Here is a 15943-nt window from a genome sequence, read left to right on the forward strand (position 1 = left end):
AGACGCGGGTTTTACGCTTACCTTCAGCGTTTGCCGCTGTCAGGCGAAAGTGTCGACGGCGCTGTTGCCGCTAACGCGAGCCTGAAGGGCGGCGGGAACGGCGATCGGCGTAATGTCGGTGTCACTGTCCTGGGTGAGGGAGAAGCGGCCATGTTGTCCATCGCGGCGCGCCTCCTGCTGCTGCTGGAATTGCTGACCCTGCGCGGAACTGTCACTGCTCACCTGACTCTCGCCCAGGTTGATACCGCTCTCTGCCAGCGCGCTGCGCAGCTGCGGTATCGCGGCTTCCAGTGCTGCTCTGACGTGGCTATGGCTGGAAACCAGATTAATTTGTGCCTGGTCGTTATCCAGTTTCAGGCTGATCTGGATAGCGCCAAGGTCTTCCGGATGTAAACGCAATTCCGCGTTCTGCTGGCCGTTGCGACTGAACATCACAATCTGCTGACTCAGCGCCTGCTGCCACTCGTCGCTGCCCAGCTGTGAGTTCAGCATCGGCGTTGACGGTGTGCTGGTGGTCGCGGAGGCGGTCACCGGCGCGGGCAGGCTGCTGGCGGTGGCGATTGGCGTAGCGTTGACCGCGTTATCGCTGGCGCTGGCTTTAATCGCAGCCTGATCATCCTGCTTAACCATGTTGCTCAGCGCCTGCTGGAAACTGCTGTCGAGCGTCAGGCCGCTACTGGTCGCACTCTGCGCCGTGTTGTTACTCTGGCTGGCGGCAGTGGTGACGGCAGGTTTGCTCTGTACGTCGCTTCTGGCGTCAGACTTTTCATCTTCGCCCGGTGCGTGGCTCTGCTGCGCACTGTTCAGCAGTTGCATCAGCGAGCTCTGGCTTTTCCGGCCGGTATCGGTCTGGGCGATCATCTCGCCCGCTTCACTGCTGACCGGGGTCGACGTGGTGGCTGTAACAGCCGCTACACCCGGTAACATGGCGAACAGCGCCTGCATATTCTGCATATCGCTGGCGCTTAAGGGTGCAACGTCCGGCTTGTCTTTATCATCGGCTGATTTTGACCCACCTTTAATATTTTCCGGCTTAAACAGAGCGGTCAGCGCAGCAGGATTTTCCAGTGCTGCCATCAGGGCATTCAGCGGGGCTTTCGGGCGGGCGTCATCGGCAATTTCTGCTTTGACGTCAGCGGATTGCGCCGCTTTTCCCTGCTGTTTAGCCAGGCCGAGTAACTGGTTTCCCAGTGCGGTCAGAAAGTCCTGCGGCAGGGCATCGGCACCCGCAGCAAGGTCAGTTGAGACTGAGGGTTCTGCGTCGGTTTTTACCGTCGCTTTCATAGCAATGTTTGGCAGCGTAATCATTCACCTCTCCTCGATGCGGCCCGTTGGGCAAATTCGTCCATCCGTTTCTGATCGAGACGGTTTTCCTGTCGTAATGCATTTTCCGCTGCGCGCGTAATCAGCGTCTGATAGGCGTTCAGCCGTTGCTGTTTGTCACGCCAGTTGATCAGCGCCTGTTCCAGCCGCTGATTCCAGTTATTAAGCTGGTTGCGGTGCTGCTCAATCGCTTTTTCCAGCGTCTGAATAAACTGGTGATAGTTGGTCCAGCGGGTGCTGGCGATGCCCGACGACATGTCATCGTTGAGCTTGTTGCGATATTCGTCCTGATAGTCGAGCAGCATCGTCAGCTGCTCGTTCGCGGCGTGCTGGCCGCGACGCATATCGCCTAAATAGATGGCAGCGCGTTCGAGATCCTGCTCCGCTAAGTCGCGCAGCGTATCGATGGCATTTGCAGTTTTCATTGCCGTTACCTCGCGTTAATTCGTGTGACTAGCCAAACAGCGCATGCAGATGCAGGCTGGCGTCGTCGTAATCACTGCGCTCAAAGATGCCCTGTTGCAGGAAGGCTTCCATCTGCGGATAGAGCGTGATCGCTTTATCAAGCATCGGATCACTGCCCGCGGCATAAGCACCGACGCTGACCAGATCGCGGTTACGCTGGAAGCTGGAGAGCAACTGCTTAAACTGGCGCACCCGCGCATAGTGGTTCTCATCGATCAGCGAGGTCATCGCTCGGCTGATCGAGGCTTCTATATCAATGGCCGGATAGTGACCCGCTTCGCCCAGCCGACGCGACAGCACAATGTGGCCGTCGAGAATGGCGCGCGCGGAGTCGGCGATCGGGTCCTGCTGATCGTCGCCTTCGGTCAGGACGGTATAGAAGGCGGTGATTGAGCCGCCGCCGTCGATGCCGTTACCGGCACGCTCAACCAGCGCTGGCAGTTTGGCGAATACGGAAGGCGGATAGCCTTTGGTGGCAGGCGGCTCACCAATCGCCAGCGCGATCTCACGCTGCGCCATGGCGTAGCGGGTCAGGGAATCCATAATCAGCAACACATGCTGGCCGCGGTCGCGAAAATCTTCTGCGATACGCGTGGCGTAAGCGGCACCCTGCATACGCAGCAGCGGCGAAACATCGGCCGGGGCGGCGATCACCACCGAACGGGCGCGGCCTTCAGCGCCGAGAATGTTCTCGATAAAATCTTTTACTTCGCGGCCACGTTCGCCAATCAGACCGACGACGATGACGTCCGCTTTGGTGTAGCGCGCCATCATGCCAAGCAGCACGCTTTTACCCACGCCCGAACCGGCGAACAGGCCCATACGCTGTCCGCGACCGACCGTCAGCAGGGCGTTGATCGCCCGCACGCCGGTATCCAGTACGTCGGTGATCGGCGTACGCTGCAACGGGTTAAACGGCGGAGTGTTCAGCGGCGCGCGATAGCCGGTATCCGGAGACGGCAGGCCGTCCAGCGGACGCCCGCTGCCATCGAGTACGCGGCCCAGCAGTTCCGGGCCCAGCATCATCTGTTTGCCCGCCTGCGGGTTCTCTCCGTTCTGGCGCGCATAGACCCGCGCACCCGGTAAAATGCCGTCCACTTCTTCCAGTGGCATCATCAGCAGCTTCTGACCGTTGAATCCCACCACTTCGCTTTCGATTTCACTGATGGTTTTGCCATCGTTGCGTTCGATTACGCAGGTCGCACCCAGCGGCAGCTGTAAGCCGGTCGCTTCCAGCACCAGGCCGGTGGCGCGGGTCAGACGGCCATAACGGCGCACCGGCTGCACCTGGGCGATGCGTTTCTCAAAGGCATCGAGCGAGCCGAGCCAGCGATTCAGACGAGTAGTCATTACAGTTCTCCCGGTGCGGCAAGACGGCAGAGTTCCTGCCAGCGCGTCGCGACGCTGGCATCCAGGTCGCCATCTTCGGCGCTGAGTTTACAGCCGCCAGGATGCAGGGTGCTGTCAGCGATCAGCCGCCAGCCGTGCAGATCCAGCGTCGGACCCAGGGTCTGCTCAATGCGTTGTAAGTCATCCGGGTGAACACGCAGTTGCGGTTTGCCGCTGAACATCGGTTCCTGCTGCAGTAACCCCTGAATCTGGCGCAGCAGGGCGGTGCCATCCACCGTGGTCGCCTGACCAATCACCGAACGTGCCGCTTCCAGCGCCAGCTGCATCAGACGCGCCGCAATCACGCTGTCCAGCGACTCCAGCGTGTTCTGGAACTCGGTCACCAGCTGCTGCATACGCGCCTGAAGTGGCGCCTGCTGCTGCTGGGCATCGGCCAGACCCTGCTGAAAACCGGCGTCGTAACCGGCTTTCTGGCCTTCGGTCACACCCTGCTGATAGCCTTCGTTGTAACCCTGGCCCTGTGCCTCTTTACGCATCTGCTGCTGCAGGCGTTCGAGCTGCTGTTGCTGCTCATCAACGCCATCTTCAGCTTCGTAAATTTCTGGCTGCAGCTCCGGTTCAGCAGGCTCATCGAAACGGCCTAAATCCGTGGGCTGCCACAGCTGCCAGGGGCGCGCAGAAAATGCATCAGACATAAGTTTCCTCGCCACCACCAATCACCATCTCGCCTGACTCGGCCAGGCGGCGTACCACCAGCAGGATCGCTTTCTGTTCGTTTTCCACTGCGGACATACGCACCGGACCACGGTTGGCCAGATCGTCGCGCAGGATATCCGCCGCACGGGCTGACATGTTTTTGAGGAACTTCTCGCGCAGTGGCTGTTCGGCACCTTTCAGTGCAACCAGCAGCTGTTCGGACTCCACTTCCTGCAACAGACGCTGGATGCTGCGGTCGTCCACTGCCACCAGGTTTTCGAACAGGAACATCTCGTCGATAATTTTCTGCGCCAGTTCGCCATCGAAGTCGCGTACGGCTTCGATAACCGCCTCTTCCTGCTGCGTTTTCATCAGGTTGATGATTTCGGCTGCGGTTCTCACGCCGCCCATCTTCGCACGCTTGAGGTTGGTGCCATCCAGCAGGCCGTTCAGCACTTCGGTCAGTTCGGCCAGCGCGGCTGGCTGGACACCACCGAACGTGGCGATACGCAGCATCACGTCGTGACGCAGACGTTCGTCGAACAGCGCCACAATATCGGCGGCCTGGGCACGCTTGAGGTGGACCAGGATGGTGGCGATGATCTGTGGATGCTCGTCGCGAATAAGGTCGGCAGCAGCCTGCGGCTCCATAAAGTTGAGCGTTTCCATGCCGCTGGTGGTTTCGCGCGTTTCGAGAATGTCCTCCAGCAGGCTGGAGGCGCGCTCTTCGCCCAGCGCACGGGTCAGCACCGAACGCAGGTATTCGTTGGAGTTCAGGCTCAGCGCCGCGAACTGCTCAGCATCCGCTTCGAACTCACGCAGCACTTCAGTCAGTTGCTTATGTGACACCTGACGCATGTTGGCCATCGCGCCGCTCAGGTGCTGGACCTCACGCTGGTTCAGGTGTTTGAAAACTTCCGCGGCGCGCTCTTCGCCAATAGTCATCATCAGGATGGCGCTTTTTTCGGTTCCGGTCAGACTCATAGCTCTTTACTCATCCATTCGCGAATTACCAGCGCTACAACGCGCGGATCGTTTTCTGACATGTCGCGGATGCGTTGACTCATCACTTCTGCGCTCATGCGGTTGTTAGACTTACGTTCCTGATCCAGCTCATCTTTGCTGAGCTGCACATTAAAGGCTTCTTCTTCCGGTTGCTCAGTCGCACGGGCAGCAACGGCTTCCGCGGCGGCTTTCTCTGCGGCCTGCTTGCGAACCAGATGCGGACGAACCAGTTTGCGGTAGAGGATGAAGGCTACCAGAGCAATCAACAGCCACTTACCGGCATTCATCAGCTGATCAAAGAACGACTGCTGTTGCCAGAAGGGCAGATCTGTGGTCACTGGTTCAGTAGTGTTGAACTGCGAGTTCACCACGTTGATGCTGTCGCCACGGTTCTGGGAGTAGCCCATCGCTTCGCGGGTCAGATCTTCAATCTGCTTCAGCTGCTGTTCGTTCAGCGCAACCGCTTTACCTTTATCATCTGCACGGAAGTTCACCACGACCGCAACCGACAGGCGCTGTACGTCGCCAACGTTGACCTTGGTATGACGAATGGTGCGATCCAGCTCGTAGTTCACCGTGTCGTCACGACGCGAGTTGGTCGGTCCGGCACTGGCCGCTGCGGTGCTGGTGGTCTGGTTAGCGTTATTCGCCGCGTTGTTCTGACCGTTAGCATTCTGACCATTGGCGTTCTGGCCATTGGCGGCATTGTTGTTCGGCGTCGTCACCGGCGCAGTGTTAGCTGGCGCAGGCTGGTTAGAGAGCGCGCCCGGCACGCCGCCCGGATAAGGGCTGCCTGACTGGTCGCTGGTGCTGGTCTGACGCGAACGAATCGCTGAGTTCGACGGGTTAGCGTTAGGCTGATATTTCTCGTCGGTTTGCTCGGCGGTGTCGAAGTTAATCTGCGCGGTAACCTGCGCATGCACATTGCCCTGACCGAGAATCGGATTCAGGATCGCTTCGATACGTTGCTGGTAGCGTGCTTCAACTTCAGAGGCATACTTGAGCTGTGCATCATTCAGGTCGCGACCGGCGGAGTCAGAGCGGGTCAGCAGGCGACCGGTCTGATCGACCACAGTGACGTTGCCCGGCGGTAAACCGGCGACGCTGCTTGAGACCATGTGGGCGATGGCCTGAATCTGGCCTTCATCCAGTGCACGGCCAGGCTGCAGGGTTAAGGTGACAGAAGCGGATGGCGCTTTCTGCTCACGCACAAATAAGGTTGGTTTTGGCATCGCCAGATGAACACGGGCGCTTTTAACCGGGCCGAGTGATTCGATGGTACGAGCCAGTTCGCCTTCCAGCGCGCGCTGGTAGTTAACCTGCTCGCTGAACTGGCTGATACCGAACTTCTCTTTATCCAGCAGCTCAAAACCCACCGAGCCGCCTTTCGGCAGACCCTGCTGAGCCAGACGCAGACGCAGCTCATGCACGTTCGCTTCCGGCACCATCAGCGCGCCGCCATTTTCGGCGAAGCGATAAGGGATGTTCATCTGCGTCAGCTGCGTGACGATAGCACCGCCATCTTCATCTGTAAGGTTGTTATAAAGGACGCTATAGCTGGGCTGCTTCGCCCAGAGCACCATCGCGATCACTATCGCCACAACGGCGGCGGCAGCGACGATTAAAGGAATACGCGGATTTGCGCGCAGGCGAGCGAGCAGGTCACCGAAGCCTTTCTTTTCTTGTTCTGTTGTGGCGGCTGTACTCGCATTCATGACCGATTCCTGCCTGACGTAATTGACCGGGTAAGTTGAGATGGCAAAACAGACTCCCTGACCTGCGTAGATAAAATTTCCACTTCAATGCCAGGCATTATTAGGTGATAAGGAAAATTCGATGGCTGGATAAGGTAGGGTTTTTGATGTCATTTAGCGGCTTTGTCTCATTGACAACGTGCTAACTTTTCCCCACAGAAAAAATATCATCCTCCTTTATAAGGTATCGTTCATGTCCATTCAGGCAATAGACGGCGTACTGCAGCAGCTTCAGGCGACCTCACTGCAGGCCAGCAACCGCAGCAGTGAAGCCCCTAATCAGATCGATTTCGGTGCAACTATGAAAGCGGCGCTGGATAAGATCAGCGAGACGCAGACCACCGCCCGCACCCAGGCGCAGGATTTTGAGATGGGGAAACCCGGTATCGCGCTTAATGATGTGATGGTCGATCTGCAGAAATCGTCCATCTCAATGCAGATGGGTATTCAGGTCAGGAACAAGCTGGTGTCGGCGTATAGTGAAATTATGAATATGCAGGTTTAGTGAGCTGATTCCGCTGAACAAGGCACGCCTGCGTGGAAGTGGATTAGGGTAGTGGGTTGCCAGCATCAAGGCCGATCCCTTTGCTGAGTCTATGACCCTGTACTGGCGATAATACAGGTGTCATTGACTATACTGCTCTTTATTACGAGCCGTGCAGCAGGGAACTCACTCTTCGGTGCAGACGACCCGACCCCTCATCACCTATCAGCAGGACGCCAGCCCAATGCTAAAAAAACTTATCCTTATCGCATCGTTAATCAGCTTATCTCTCCCAGCCTTTGCTGCCACGCAGTGCGGGCCGTTCTCTCTTAAACCTGATAAGAGCGGCTGGTTCTCGGTGAATGGAGAACGCGCTAAAACGCAGAAAGTCACCTTTGCGAAAGAGAAGGGCGATTACGACAACGCGACGGTCAAACTGCTGGTGAAAAACAGCAAAGCGCCGGGGATGGTGGATATGGAGCTGACGAACCGTGAGGGTAAAGGGCTGTTAAGAGCTGAAATCGTCCGCACCAGCCAGAGTCAGATCCGCATACGAGGCGCCTATGATTGCGAACCGGCTAAATAGGCTGAGCTTCGACTGCCCACTTCTGAACATGGCATAGCCCGGAAGCGGGCCTGATAAAAGCCTTTGAGTAGAAGAGTGCGAAAGGTTGTCAGGCAAGCGCTTGTGCTCTGGCTGGCCTGACAACGTATGCCAACTCCTGATCATCCATTCTGCATCACGCACATGGCGACGATGCCTCTAACTCGATGTTTTGCACCGCGCGATCATCCCTGAAACTGCTGTGCTGATATCTGATGCTTTTGGATCATAGTAAAATGTCGCACTAGTCTGATGATGGCTGAACTTTGCAATTTCAACCCAGGCCACGGTTTCATCATCCTGTTCAAGGTTATATCGCTTCGTGCCATCCGGCAGGGGGTCATCCTGCTCCAGATAGAGTTTTTGATCCTGTGCCGCTACGTTAAGGCAGGATTCAACCTGAAAAGGATGACCGTTGAAATAAGCGGTTTTTGTTGTCGGGTGTAATCCAACCCGTCCCATATCTACGCATCCGCCCATCAGACTTATGCTCAGGGCAATAATGATCTTCTTCATTAACTAAACCATCATAGTTATTTTGTTGACCAATAATATCCGGATATTGATCGTATCGCTCATTTTAATCAAAAATCTGCGCTTAATATTGCTGGCGTTACGGACTATATGTAACATTCTGCGCAACGCATTATGATGTAAGCAACGGACAGGAACTCAGTAGCCCGCATCAGGTGACTCATGCTGTCTGCTGGTGTTAACCGTTGTCAGGTGAATGTCAGGTAAATATCACTCTGAATGGTTGCTCATCATATCGTTAGTCTGCTTTGAGGTGGATGCCCGAAAATCATTGCCTGCAGCCTTTGTTAGCCAGTTTATTATAAACATGGATAGTTTTACGCAGTACATTACACACACATCAGGTTCATTAAAAATCGGCCTCAACAAAAGGCGTTATACCTCTGTTGTGTTACGCATGTTGAGGTGTCCTGATGAAAATCCTTACTACTTAAGTGCCTCTGAATATTATGATTTATGACTGTTTTTTGTACTACGATGAAGATATCTTGCTTGAGATGCGTCTGAACACGCTTGAGCATGTTGTTGATCGGTTTGTCATTGTGGAATCGCGCTATACCTTTACCGGAAAACGCCGGGAAAAGCTTCATTTTGATATTGAGAAGTTCGATCGTTTCCGCGATAAAATTATTTATATTGTTAACGATATTGCGCCCAGATTTTATCAGGAAGCCTTTAAATCGAATAGTTCTCTGGTTAATGCGGGTGAGACTGATCCCTGGGAAAATGAAGCCACTGCACGTAATCAGATTATGCAGGGGCTGGCCGGCGCGCAGGATGATGATATTGTTATTGTGTCAGACGTCGATGAAATTCCCCGACCCGAGGCGATAAAAGCATTCAGTCATCAACATCTTTGCACGACGCTGCATCAGCAATATTTCAATTTTAAATTTAATGTCCGGGTTTTAAATGACGACGGCACACCGCGCTGTGCCACACTGGCGAAAATGGTGACCTGTAAAACGCTGCGAGATTTTTTTATGGGGCAACCGGAATTGCTTCGCAATGTTAAGCGTCGTGGTACACCGATACGCGAGAACTGGTTGCGCTGGAAGTGGCTAAATTTCCGGACAAAAACCATTAAGAATGGAGGATGGCATTTTTCCTGGGTAATGAGCGATGAGCGCATCAGTGAAAAAATGTCTTCGATTTCTCATACCGAACGTAACTGTCCCGAATTTAACAATCCGGATCACATACGGCGCTGCGTTGAGAACAATATTGATATCTGGAACCGTCCGCGAAGGATGGAGATAGTGCCGGTGACATCCGAACATTTTCCAGCCTGGCTGGTTGAAAATCAGTACCAGCTTGCCGATCTCATTAAATCTTAACGCTGACCAGCGCGCCCAGCGGGCGCGCCTCTCGCACATCAGCTTGCCTTGTAAGGATCTTTTTTGTCATCCTGGCTGTCATCATTTTTGCGCGGCACTTCGCCATGATCTTTCGGCGCATCAGTGGCGGGATGATCATCTTCCTCGTAAGCATTACCAGCGTTTGGCGCGGCTTCCGGCAGGCTTTTGCTGACATCACCTTCTTTCTTACGTTCTTCATTCGTATTGTGCTTAAACATAACTCTCTCCTTTTATTCCAGTCTCTTAAGTTTAGACCAGCACTGACATCCCGCATGCGCAGCGGATTAAAGAAGAAAAAAAAGCCCGCCAGCGGCGGGCTAATCGGAGTTTCTCTCATACTGAACACGTCATTTTTCGATGTTTGGGTGTGTACAGCAGGTTCATGCTAACCGGGAATCCCTGATGCAGTAATGGACAAACCTGCCATGTCGCTTGCGGCAGGTCACATTCCCGTCGATAAACAGATCGATAAATAAATTCGATTGAACGGATTAGCAAAAGGCATATAGTGGCCTGCGTTACCAGGAGATAGAAATTATGTTAAGAGACTATTTAAAGATTGAAGCTGAAGATCAGTTAATCGAACAACGCTCGCTGAGCCTGAAAAATCGTGGTCAGGAAGAGGTCACCGAATGGATTATTGTAAATAGCCAGGGAGTTAAAAAAGGCGGCGTAACCCTGTTCGATAAACTCAGTACCCGCCGCTCATGGCCCGTCAATTACCGCATTATGCAGACCGATCTGCAGGGCAAAGTGGTGGTAGATCAACTGACCGATGCCCTGTAGTTGCCCGGCTATAATCTCAGCCACTGCCGTACGATGAAAAGTGAACCCGCGCCCGGCGGGTTTTTTTATGGCTGGCGATAGCGTCGCAGTTCCACCAGCGTACCAATCAGCTTCAGGCTGTCCCGGCTGGATTGCAGCTCAGGGAAGTTGATATTGACCGGTGCCAGTTCAAACTGCATGACGCCATTTTCACTGCCGCGCTGACGCCAGGTGCGTAGCAGCACGACCTGCTGCTGCAATGCCAGCACGCAGTCGCCGGGCTGAGGTGACTGCGTGGGATCGATGATCACCACATCATTCCGCAGAATCGCGGGCGTCATCGCCTGTTCTTCTACCCGGAAGGCAAAGCTCTGCTGTGAAAGCGCCATGTCGTTGTGCATCAGCAGTTCATGCCGGACGGAACCGGCCTCGCTCAGCCATCGCGGCACGTCGCGCTGTGCAAGCAGTGGGATCTGGTGCAGACCACTCCAGGCGCTTTCGCTGAAAACAGGACCATCCCCATCTATCAGAAAAGCCGGTGCGCAGCCCAGCGCTTCGGCGAGCCGCAGCAGGTTCTCACCGCGCGGCAGCGTCTCCTCTTTTTCCCATTGCGAAATCGCCACATGGGACACTTTTACCTGTTGCGCCAATTGCTTCTGCGTTAACTGCAGCGATTTACGTCGGAGTCGGATGCGGTCACCCAGCGTTTCGTTTTTCATAAGCTTGACTTTTTGGTTGAGAGTGACTTAAGTATACTTAAGCCTGGTATTTAAGCAATCTTAAATTTCATGCGGGGGACGTGGCTAAGCAGCACGCAGTAAGTTCCAGAGACCTTACCGTACAAAGGGGTGTGGCATGGAAAGTAGTCTGATTACCAGTATGGGTGCGTTAGTTCTGGGTGGGGGGGCTGCAGCACTGTTCTGGAAACCGTTATTGGCGGGAATTGCGTCAATCGTTACCAGTAATCGAGCCGGCGGCGAAATTATTACCAGCTACAAAGAGCAGGTGGTGTTGCTGAAAGAGAGCAACCTGCTGATACGGGAGGAGAACGATGAATTACGCGAACGGCACGACAGGAATCTGCGGCGTATCTCGACACTCGAAACGGATCTTCGGTTAATCAAGAATGCGGTAGGGATTTTACTGGCAATGACCGAAACCGATCAGAACGATAAATTTCGTAATGAGATTGATCGGCTTATCTCAACTCTGGAGGATCGCAGTGATGGCCACGATTAATAGCACTAAGGCACCTATGTCTTACCGGCGCAAAGTTATCCTCGGCTGCGTATTGCTGAGTTGTTCGATGATTTGCATCCTGATGACGATCATTTTTCTCTACGTCAGTAACACCGCAAACAAGCGGGTCGAGGAGATTCGGGCGGATTACCGCTTAATTGCGGCGCGGCGTGATGACAGAGTGGAGCTGCTGACCGATCAGGTTGCAGCAATACAGCATAAGCTGGATGCAATACCGGATCGCATAGCCGACAAAACGGTCATAAAAGTCAAAGAGGTCGTCACTGAGAGTGAGGTGCCAGCCGTGAAATCCGGTCATAAACCATAACTTCCGATTATTCTTAATGCGGCTTCGCTATTATCGACTAGTTTTAAATATCCGGGCAACATTTTGTACCTGAATGCAGGCCCGCTGATTGGCCGGTTGATGAACCGCTAAGCCTACTCACTTTGGATAGATGACCAGAAGGAAATTTAGCATGAGCGATTCAACAGAAACCAAGACCAAAACTGAATATCTGCGTGACGTGACTTCTCAGCTAAAAGAGATGCGTCACTATGCTCAGACCAACACCGAAACCCTTTCCAGCCAATGGTTAGCGTTTGATGCGGGTGAGTATAAAGACAAGACCAACGCCGACCGAATCGATGCGTTGCTTAATAAGCAGGGTAAACTGCTGGAAGATCTGGATGCCGCGATTCAGGACATCGAGATTGAAGTTAATCACAGCGAGCAGGAGAGCTAAGTCATCTCCCGCTGACTGATGTGGTGGCCGTTAAGGGATTAATCGGCCACCAGCCACATTTCCGCTTCGTCGAACATCTCTTCAACAATCCGCGCAACCGTCGCTTTATCGTTCTTACTCAAATCAGTATCAATCGCGTTACGTTCCATCGGCTTGACCTTAACTTCAATGTCAGGGAACACCCGATGCACCCGCTTTTCCAGCTCCTCACGAATCATCTCGCGAGCACCCGGTAAACCGGCAACGTTGCGCTTGTCATAAATCAACTCAACAAACATGATGGCAATCCATTCAGGGCAAAATCGCTGACATATAATACTGTAAATAAAAACAGTAGCAAGGCAGCGCGCCTGATTTCGTGTAAATTTTTATCTCGCATAAACCTCAATCTTCGACTAGCAAAATGCGCACGCATCGCGACATAATGGCGGCTTACTTTTAGGAGGTCCGCGATGCGACAACTGGTAATTGATATTCTGCTAAAACTGGCAAAGATGGACGTCGATGCAAAAGAGTTGACGGCGCAGCTTGAAGCGCAGTCCCTGCTGGTTGCGGCGCTGCTGGTGCAGGCGAAACAGGACAACTCGCTGACTATTTCAGAAACGGTGCAGGATGCCATTGTTACCGCTTCGCAATCTTCGACCGAGTTTCTGCAGTCTGATGTGGATCTGCTGCTGACGCATATTAATCGTCTGCTGGCGGTAGCGAGTTATGTTGAAGTAAAGGGTAAAGCGACGGAAGGTGAAGGGTAGGGGCGGATAAAAAAATTCGCCTCTGGAGGTGGAATTGAGACAACACCTGCAGAGGCAGTGCATCAGCACTATTCGTTAAAGGACAATCACGACCTGAGTCGCACGCCGAAGTTATACACTTTCCCCCGGTTAGTACAATTTTATCTGCAGTGCCGGAACTGGTTGGAGGTGTTTGCAATATACAACTTCAGCGCGGCCCTGATTAAAGCTCGTTTTTGATGCAAAACTCTTCCCAGCTCATCCCCAGCGACTCAGCATGAGATTTGAGATAAGTCTCGATAGCTTCAGCCGCCACCGCTTTATCCGGCTCAGCGAGCTGAATAGAAAAGATCATTCCATCCAGATTCTTCTGCCGCAAAAAGGCCGCATAGATGCGTTCGGCATGCCATTCGCGCAGCTGTCGCAGTGACAGGTTAGCCGCACGGGCATCGCTCTCCGTTAATTCATCAAGTGCAGACTGAAAGTCGGGATGCGCGGTAAAAAACATCTCGCGCGCCTGGGCATAGTAGGCTTCTGGCGTTTTCATATTCATATTCCTGAAAGTCTGTTGCAGCGCGTCAGTGTAGCGGGTTGTCTTCCGCTTGTCAGGCGTGACAAAGGCGGGGCTTTGCATCAGTTCAGCCTCTGAACTTCCGGTCAAAAACCTGACCGTGGAGCTCACTGCGGGATAAATTCTGGCGCAATCAGGTTCTGCGTGGTGTTTGAACACCCAGATACCTTGCGCAACGCGGTGGAAAAATTATAACGTAGCCGCCATTGATGGGATCTTAGGGATTAAACATGAAAAAGTGGATGCTGATTGCCGCGCTGGCACTGAGTGGCTGTGCACAAATCAACGATTATGAAAATGCGGTGCAAACGCCGGCGCCCGCTGATCTGCAGGGAACCTGGCAAACCGTCGGCCCACAGAGCAGCCTGATCAGCGACAAGGCGATAGCCAGTGTGATCATCAATGCGGATGGCAGCACGCTGGACTGCCGTCAGTGGATGCGGGTGATTGCGAAGCCAGGCAAACTGACCCGGTTAAGCGGCGATTATGTCAACGTAACGCGTCAGGTGCGGGTGATGCCGCTGGTCGTGGAGAATGGCGAGCTTAGCTATGACAGGATGACCCTGCGTAAAGTGGCGCGTCCGACCGTAGAGTGTCAGCAGGCACTTGACGAGGTGGCGAAGCAGCCGAAAGCCGCGGTGATTCAGAACATCGAACCGCAACTGCTGCGTACACCGATTACAGAAAACAACGCGAAGTCGTAACAGCCGGATCATAACAAAACCGCCCCGACGGGCAGAGCGCACTTTACGCTTCTGTCTGCCGGGGCGGTTTGAGTTTTGAGTCATTTCTTTTGCAACGAGCTTATTCTGCAACCACCCAGACGCTGACACTGCCACCGTTACAGACAAAGACCGCCGTGCCGTGCTCGTCGGCAGTAATGGTCTCTTCCCGATTCCCCAGATGATCGCGCCAGACCTTACCGGCAAAACCTTCTCCCATCGGCACGCTTTTCTCACCGGCATCGCCGTTCGACATGATCACCACACAGCCTGGCTGTGTTTCGGTGCCGCTGCGGCTGAAGGCTACGCAGTTTGGGTGATCAAAATAGTCGGTCTGTACGCCCCAGCCATACTGCTGGCGCGCCCGAATCAATCCTTCCAGTTCAGGGATCACCGGCATCTCAATTTTGTGCTTCTCGCCGTCGCCGCCTTCATCTTCATAGGTCGCGCCGAACAGGTCGGGATAGAAGATGGTAGGCACACCCTGCTCACGCAACAGGATCAGCGCATAGGCCAGCGGTTTAAACCAGGCTTCTACCGGTGCTTCCAGCGACTGCAGCGGCTGGGTGTCGTGGTTAGCCACGATCGTCACGGCATGCCATGGATCAGCGACCACCAGCGAGTTAGCAAAGATCTGGCTCATGTCGTAGCCGCTGCCCGCGGTTGAGGCCTGGTGGAAGTTCATGTGCAGTGGCGCATCAAACAGCATGGTTTTGCCTTCCACCTGATGCACATACTCCTGCAGCTTCTCCGTTTCAAACGACCAGTATTCTGCGACGATAAACATCGGCTCTTCAGCAACCTCCTGAATATGATCGATCCACTCTTTGTAGAACCAGGCCGGGATATGTTTTACCGCATCCAGACGAAAGCCGGTGCAGGGCACCTGTTCCATCACCCAGCGCGCCCAGTATTTCAGCTCTTCCCTGACCGCATTGTTGCGGAAATCGATGTTGGCACCCATCAGATAGTCGAAATTACCCAGTTCGTTATCAACCTGGTCGTTCCAGCCTTCGGCGGTGTAGTCATTGATGATTTTGAATACGCCGTTTTCGTCCGGATTTTCGATGTGGTCTACGCCGCTAAAGCATTTGTGGTCCCAGACAAATTTCGAATATTCCCCGGCGCGTGCCGGAAAAGTGAATTTTGTCCAAGCCTCGCACTCGACCACTTCGTCGTAGATTTCATCGCGGTTATCGGGATTGACGCGGTTAACGCTGATTGCCTCTTTCTCGTCGGCGCCCATTTTGTGGTTGAGCACCACATCCAGCAGCACCCCAACGTTGTGACTACGCAGGGCTTCTGTTGCCGCCAGTAACTGCTGTTTGTCGCCATATTTGGTGGCAACACCCCCTTTCTGATCAAATTCACCCAGGTCAAACAGATCGTAGCTGTCGTAACCGACAGAATAGCCCCCCGAATCCCCTTTGTAGCACGGTGGCAACCACGCCATGGTGATACCTATTTCGCTGAGCCAGGCCGCACGATCGGCGACTTCCGGCCACAGTTTGCTGCCATCCGGGTAATACCAATGGAAAAACTGTAATAACGTTGGGTTTTGCATGTACCACACTCCAGGGGATGATGAAAATCAAG

At 53.9% G+C, this 15943-nt stretch carries 21 protein-coding genes; 9 read left to right on the top strand and 12 right to left on the bottom strand.

Annotated features, from left to right (window positions below):
• Window positions 1-39 precede the first annotated feature (39 nt).
• From ACXKZD_RS07680 to fliF, 6 genes are read right to left on the bottom strand one after another with little or no spacing between them, the layout of a single operon-like run.
• Window positions 40-1308, bottom strand: a complete 1269-nt coding sequence (locus ACXKZD_RS07680; protein WP_033758169.1) for a flagellar hook-length control protein FliK — start codon at window positions 1306-1308, stop codon at window positions 40-42.
• Window positions 1305-1748, bottom strand: coding sequence for a flagellar export protein FliJ (gene fliJ, locus ACXKZD_RS07685; protein WP_003854478.1), 444 nt, complete (start codon window positions 1746-1748; stop codon window positions 1305-1307). The genes ACXKZD_RS07680 and fliJ overlap by 4 nt, the downstream gene beginning before the upstream one ends.
• A 28-nt stretch (window positions 1749-1776) precedes the next feature.
• Entirely contained in the window at window positions 1777-3138 is a 1362-nt protein-coding gene (gene fliI, locus ACXKZD_RS07690; RefSeq protein ID WP_010247655.1) for a flagellar protein export ATPase FliI, read from the bottom strand.
• Window positions 3138-3833 carry a flagellar assembly protein FliH gene (fliH, locus tag ACXKZD_RS07695; protein ID WP_010247652.1) on the bottom strand — a complete coding sequence of 232 codons (696 nt, stop codon included), beginning with the start codon at window positions 3831-3833 and terminating at the stop codon, window positions 3138-3140. The genes fliI and fliH overlap by 1 nt, the downstream gene beginning before the upstream one ends.
• Window positions 3826-4818 (bottom strand): flagellar motor switch protein FliG, encoded by a 993-nt coding sequence (gene fliG, locus ACXKZD_RS07700; RefSeq protein WP_003854483.1) that lies wholly within the window; start codon window positions 4816-4818, stop codon window positions 3826-3828. Before fliG ends, fliH begins: the two co-directional genes overlap by 8 nt.
• Window positions 4815-6554 carry a flagellar basal-body MS-ring/collar protein FliF gene (gene fliF, locus ACXKZD_RS07705; protein ID WP_010247649.1) on the bottom strand — a complete coding sequence of 580 codons (1740 nt, stop codon included), beginning with the start codon at window positions 6552-6554 and terminating at the stop codon, window positions 4815-4817. The genes fliG and fliF overlap by 4 nt, the downstream gene beginning before the upstream one ends.
• 232 nt (window positions 6555-6786) lie before the next feature.
• Between fliF and fliE the strand changes: the two genes are divergently transcribed.
• The gene (gene fliE / locus ACXKZD_RS07710; protein ID WP_003854485.1) at window positions 6787-7098 is read left to right on the top strand and encodes a flagellar hook-basal body complex protein FliE; all 312 of its coding nucleotides are present in this window, start codon (window positions 6787-6789) and stop codon (window positions 7096-7098) included.
• Window positions 7099-7321: 223 nt separating this feature from the next.
• The gene (locus ACXKZD_RS07715; protein WP_031593409.1) at window positions 7322-7663 is read left to right on the top strand and encodes a hypothetical protein; all 342 of its coding nucleotides are present in this window, start codon (window positions 7322-7324) and stop codon (window positions 7661-7663) included.
• Between the two features lie 177 nt (window positions 7664-7840).
• Here the strand turns inward: ACXKZD_RS07715 and ACXKZD_RS07720 are convergent, their stop codons facing one another.
• The gene (locus tag ACXKZD_RS07720) at window positions 7841-8197 is read right to left on the bottom strand and encodes a hypothetical protein (RefSeq protein ID WP_089414061.1); all 357 of its coding nucleotides are present in this window, start codon (window positions 8195-8197) and stop codon (window positions 7841-7843) included.
• Window positions 8198-8664: 467 nt separating this feature from the next.
• On the opposite strand from ACXKZD_RS07720, the gene ACXKZD_RS07725 reads away from it, so the two are divergent.
• Window positions 8665-9552, top strand: a complete 888-nt coding sequence (locus ACXKZD_RS07725; protein WP_223563911.1) for a glycosyltransferase family 17 protein — start codon at window positions 8665-8667, stop codon at window positions 9550-9552.
• A gap of 38 nt (window positions 9553-9590) precedes the next feature.
• Here the strand turns inward: ACXKZD_RS07725 and ACXKZD_RS07730 are convergent, their stop codons facing one another.
• Window positions 9591-9791 (bottom strand): hypothetical protein, encoded by a 201-nt coding sequence (locus ACXKZD_RS07730; RefSeq protein WP_010247636.1) that lies wholly within the window; start codon window positions 9789-9791, stop codon window positions 9591-9593.
• A 319-nt stretch (window positions 9792-10110) separates the two neighbouring features.
• Between ACXKZD_RS07730 and ACXKZD_RS07735 the strand changes: the two genes are divergently transcribed.
• Window positions 10111-10359, top strand: coding sequence for a hypothetical protein (locus tag ACXKZD_RS07735; RefSeq protein ID WP_010247633.1), 249 nt, complete (start codon window positions 10111-10113; stop codon window positions 10357-10359).
• Window positions 10360-10424: 65 nt separating this feature from the next.
• Here the strand turns inward: ACXKZD_RS07735 and ACXKZD_RS07740 are convergent, their stop codons facing one another.
• Window positions 10425-11057, bottom strand: a complete 633-nt coding sequence (locus ACXKZD_RS07740) for a helix-turn-helix domain-containing protein (protein WP_022625481.1) — start codon at window positions 11055-11057, stop codon at window positions 10425-10427.
• A gap of 136 nt (window positions 11058-11193) precedes the next feature.
• Between ACXKZD_RS07740 and ACXKZD_RS07745 the strand changes: the two genes are divergently transcribed.
• The 3 genes from ACXKZD_RS07745 to ACXKZD_RS07755 all read left to right on the top strand — a co-directional run bounded on the left by ACXKZD_RS07745 (window position 11194) and on the right by ACXKZD_RS07755 (window position 12323).
• Window positions 11194-11577 (top strand): hypothetical protein, encoded by a 384-nt coding sequence (locus tag ACXKZD_RS07745; protein ID WP_010247627.1) that lies wholly within the window; start codon window positions 11194-11196, stop codon window positions 11575-11577.
• Window positions 11564-11905, top strand: a complete 342-nt coding sequence (locus ACXKZD_RS07750) for a hypothetical protein (RefSeq protein ID WP_010670838.1) — start codon at window positions 11564-11566, stop codon at window positions 11903-11905. The genes ACXKZD_RS07745 and ACXKZD_RS07750 overlap by 14 nt, the downstream gene beginning before the upstream one ends.
• Window positions 11906-12056: 151 nt before the next feature.
• Window positions 12057-12323 carry a hypothetical protein gene (locus ACXKZD_RS07755; protein WP_010670837.1) on the top strand — a complete coding sequence of 89 codons (267 nt, stop codon included), beginning with the start codon at window positions 12057-12059 and terminating at the stop codon, window positions 12321-12323.
• 38 nt (window positions 12324-12361) lie between these two features.
• On the opposite strand, the gene ACXKZD_RS07760 is transcribed toward ACXKZD_RS07755, so the two are convergent.
• Complete coding sequence (locus ACXKZD_RS07760) at window positions 12362-12601, bottom strand: DinI-like family protein (protein ID WP_003854508.1); 240 nt, start codon at window positions 12599-12601, stop codon at window positions 12362-12364.
• Window positions 12602-12775: 174 nt separating this feature from the next.
• On the opposite strand from ACXKZD_RS07760, the gene iraP reads away from it, so the two are divergent.
• A complete protein-coding gene (gene iraP / locus ACXKZD_RS07765; protein ID WP_010247621.1) occupies window positions 12776-13075 on the top strand; it encodes an anti-adapter protein IraP in 300 nt (99 codons plus the stop codon).
• 202 nt (window positions 13076-13277) lie between these two features.
• Here the strand turns inward: iraP and ACXKZD_RS07770 are convergent, their stop codons facing one another.
• A complete protein-coding gene (locus ACXKZD_RS07770; protein ID WP_008926858.1) occupies window positions 13278-13601 on the bottom strand; it encodes a DUF6388 family protein in 324 nt (107 codons plus the stop codon).
• Window positions 13602-13855: 254 nt separating this feature from the next.
• On the opposite strand from ACXKZD_RS07770, the gene yedD reads away from it, so the two are divergent.
• Window positions 13856-14329, top strand: coding sequence for a lipoprotein YedD (gene yedD, locus ACXKZD_RS07775; protein WP_022625482.1), 474 nt, complete (start codon window positions 13856-13858; stop codon window positions 14327-14329).
• A 100-nt stretch (window positions 14330-14429) separates the two neighbouring features.
• Here the strand turns inward: yedD and amyA are convergent, their stop codons facing one another.
• Window positions 14430-15911, bottom strand: a complete 1482-nt coding sequence (gene amyA / locus ACXKZD_RS07780; protein WP_223563910.1) for an alpha-amylase — start codon at window positions 15909-15911, stop codon at window positions 14430-14432.
• Window positions 15912-15943: the final 32 nt, after the last annotated feature.

The organism is Pantoea sp. ABR1s (assembly GCF_057812235.1).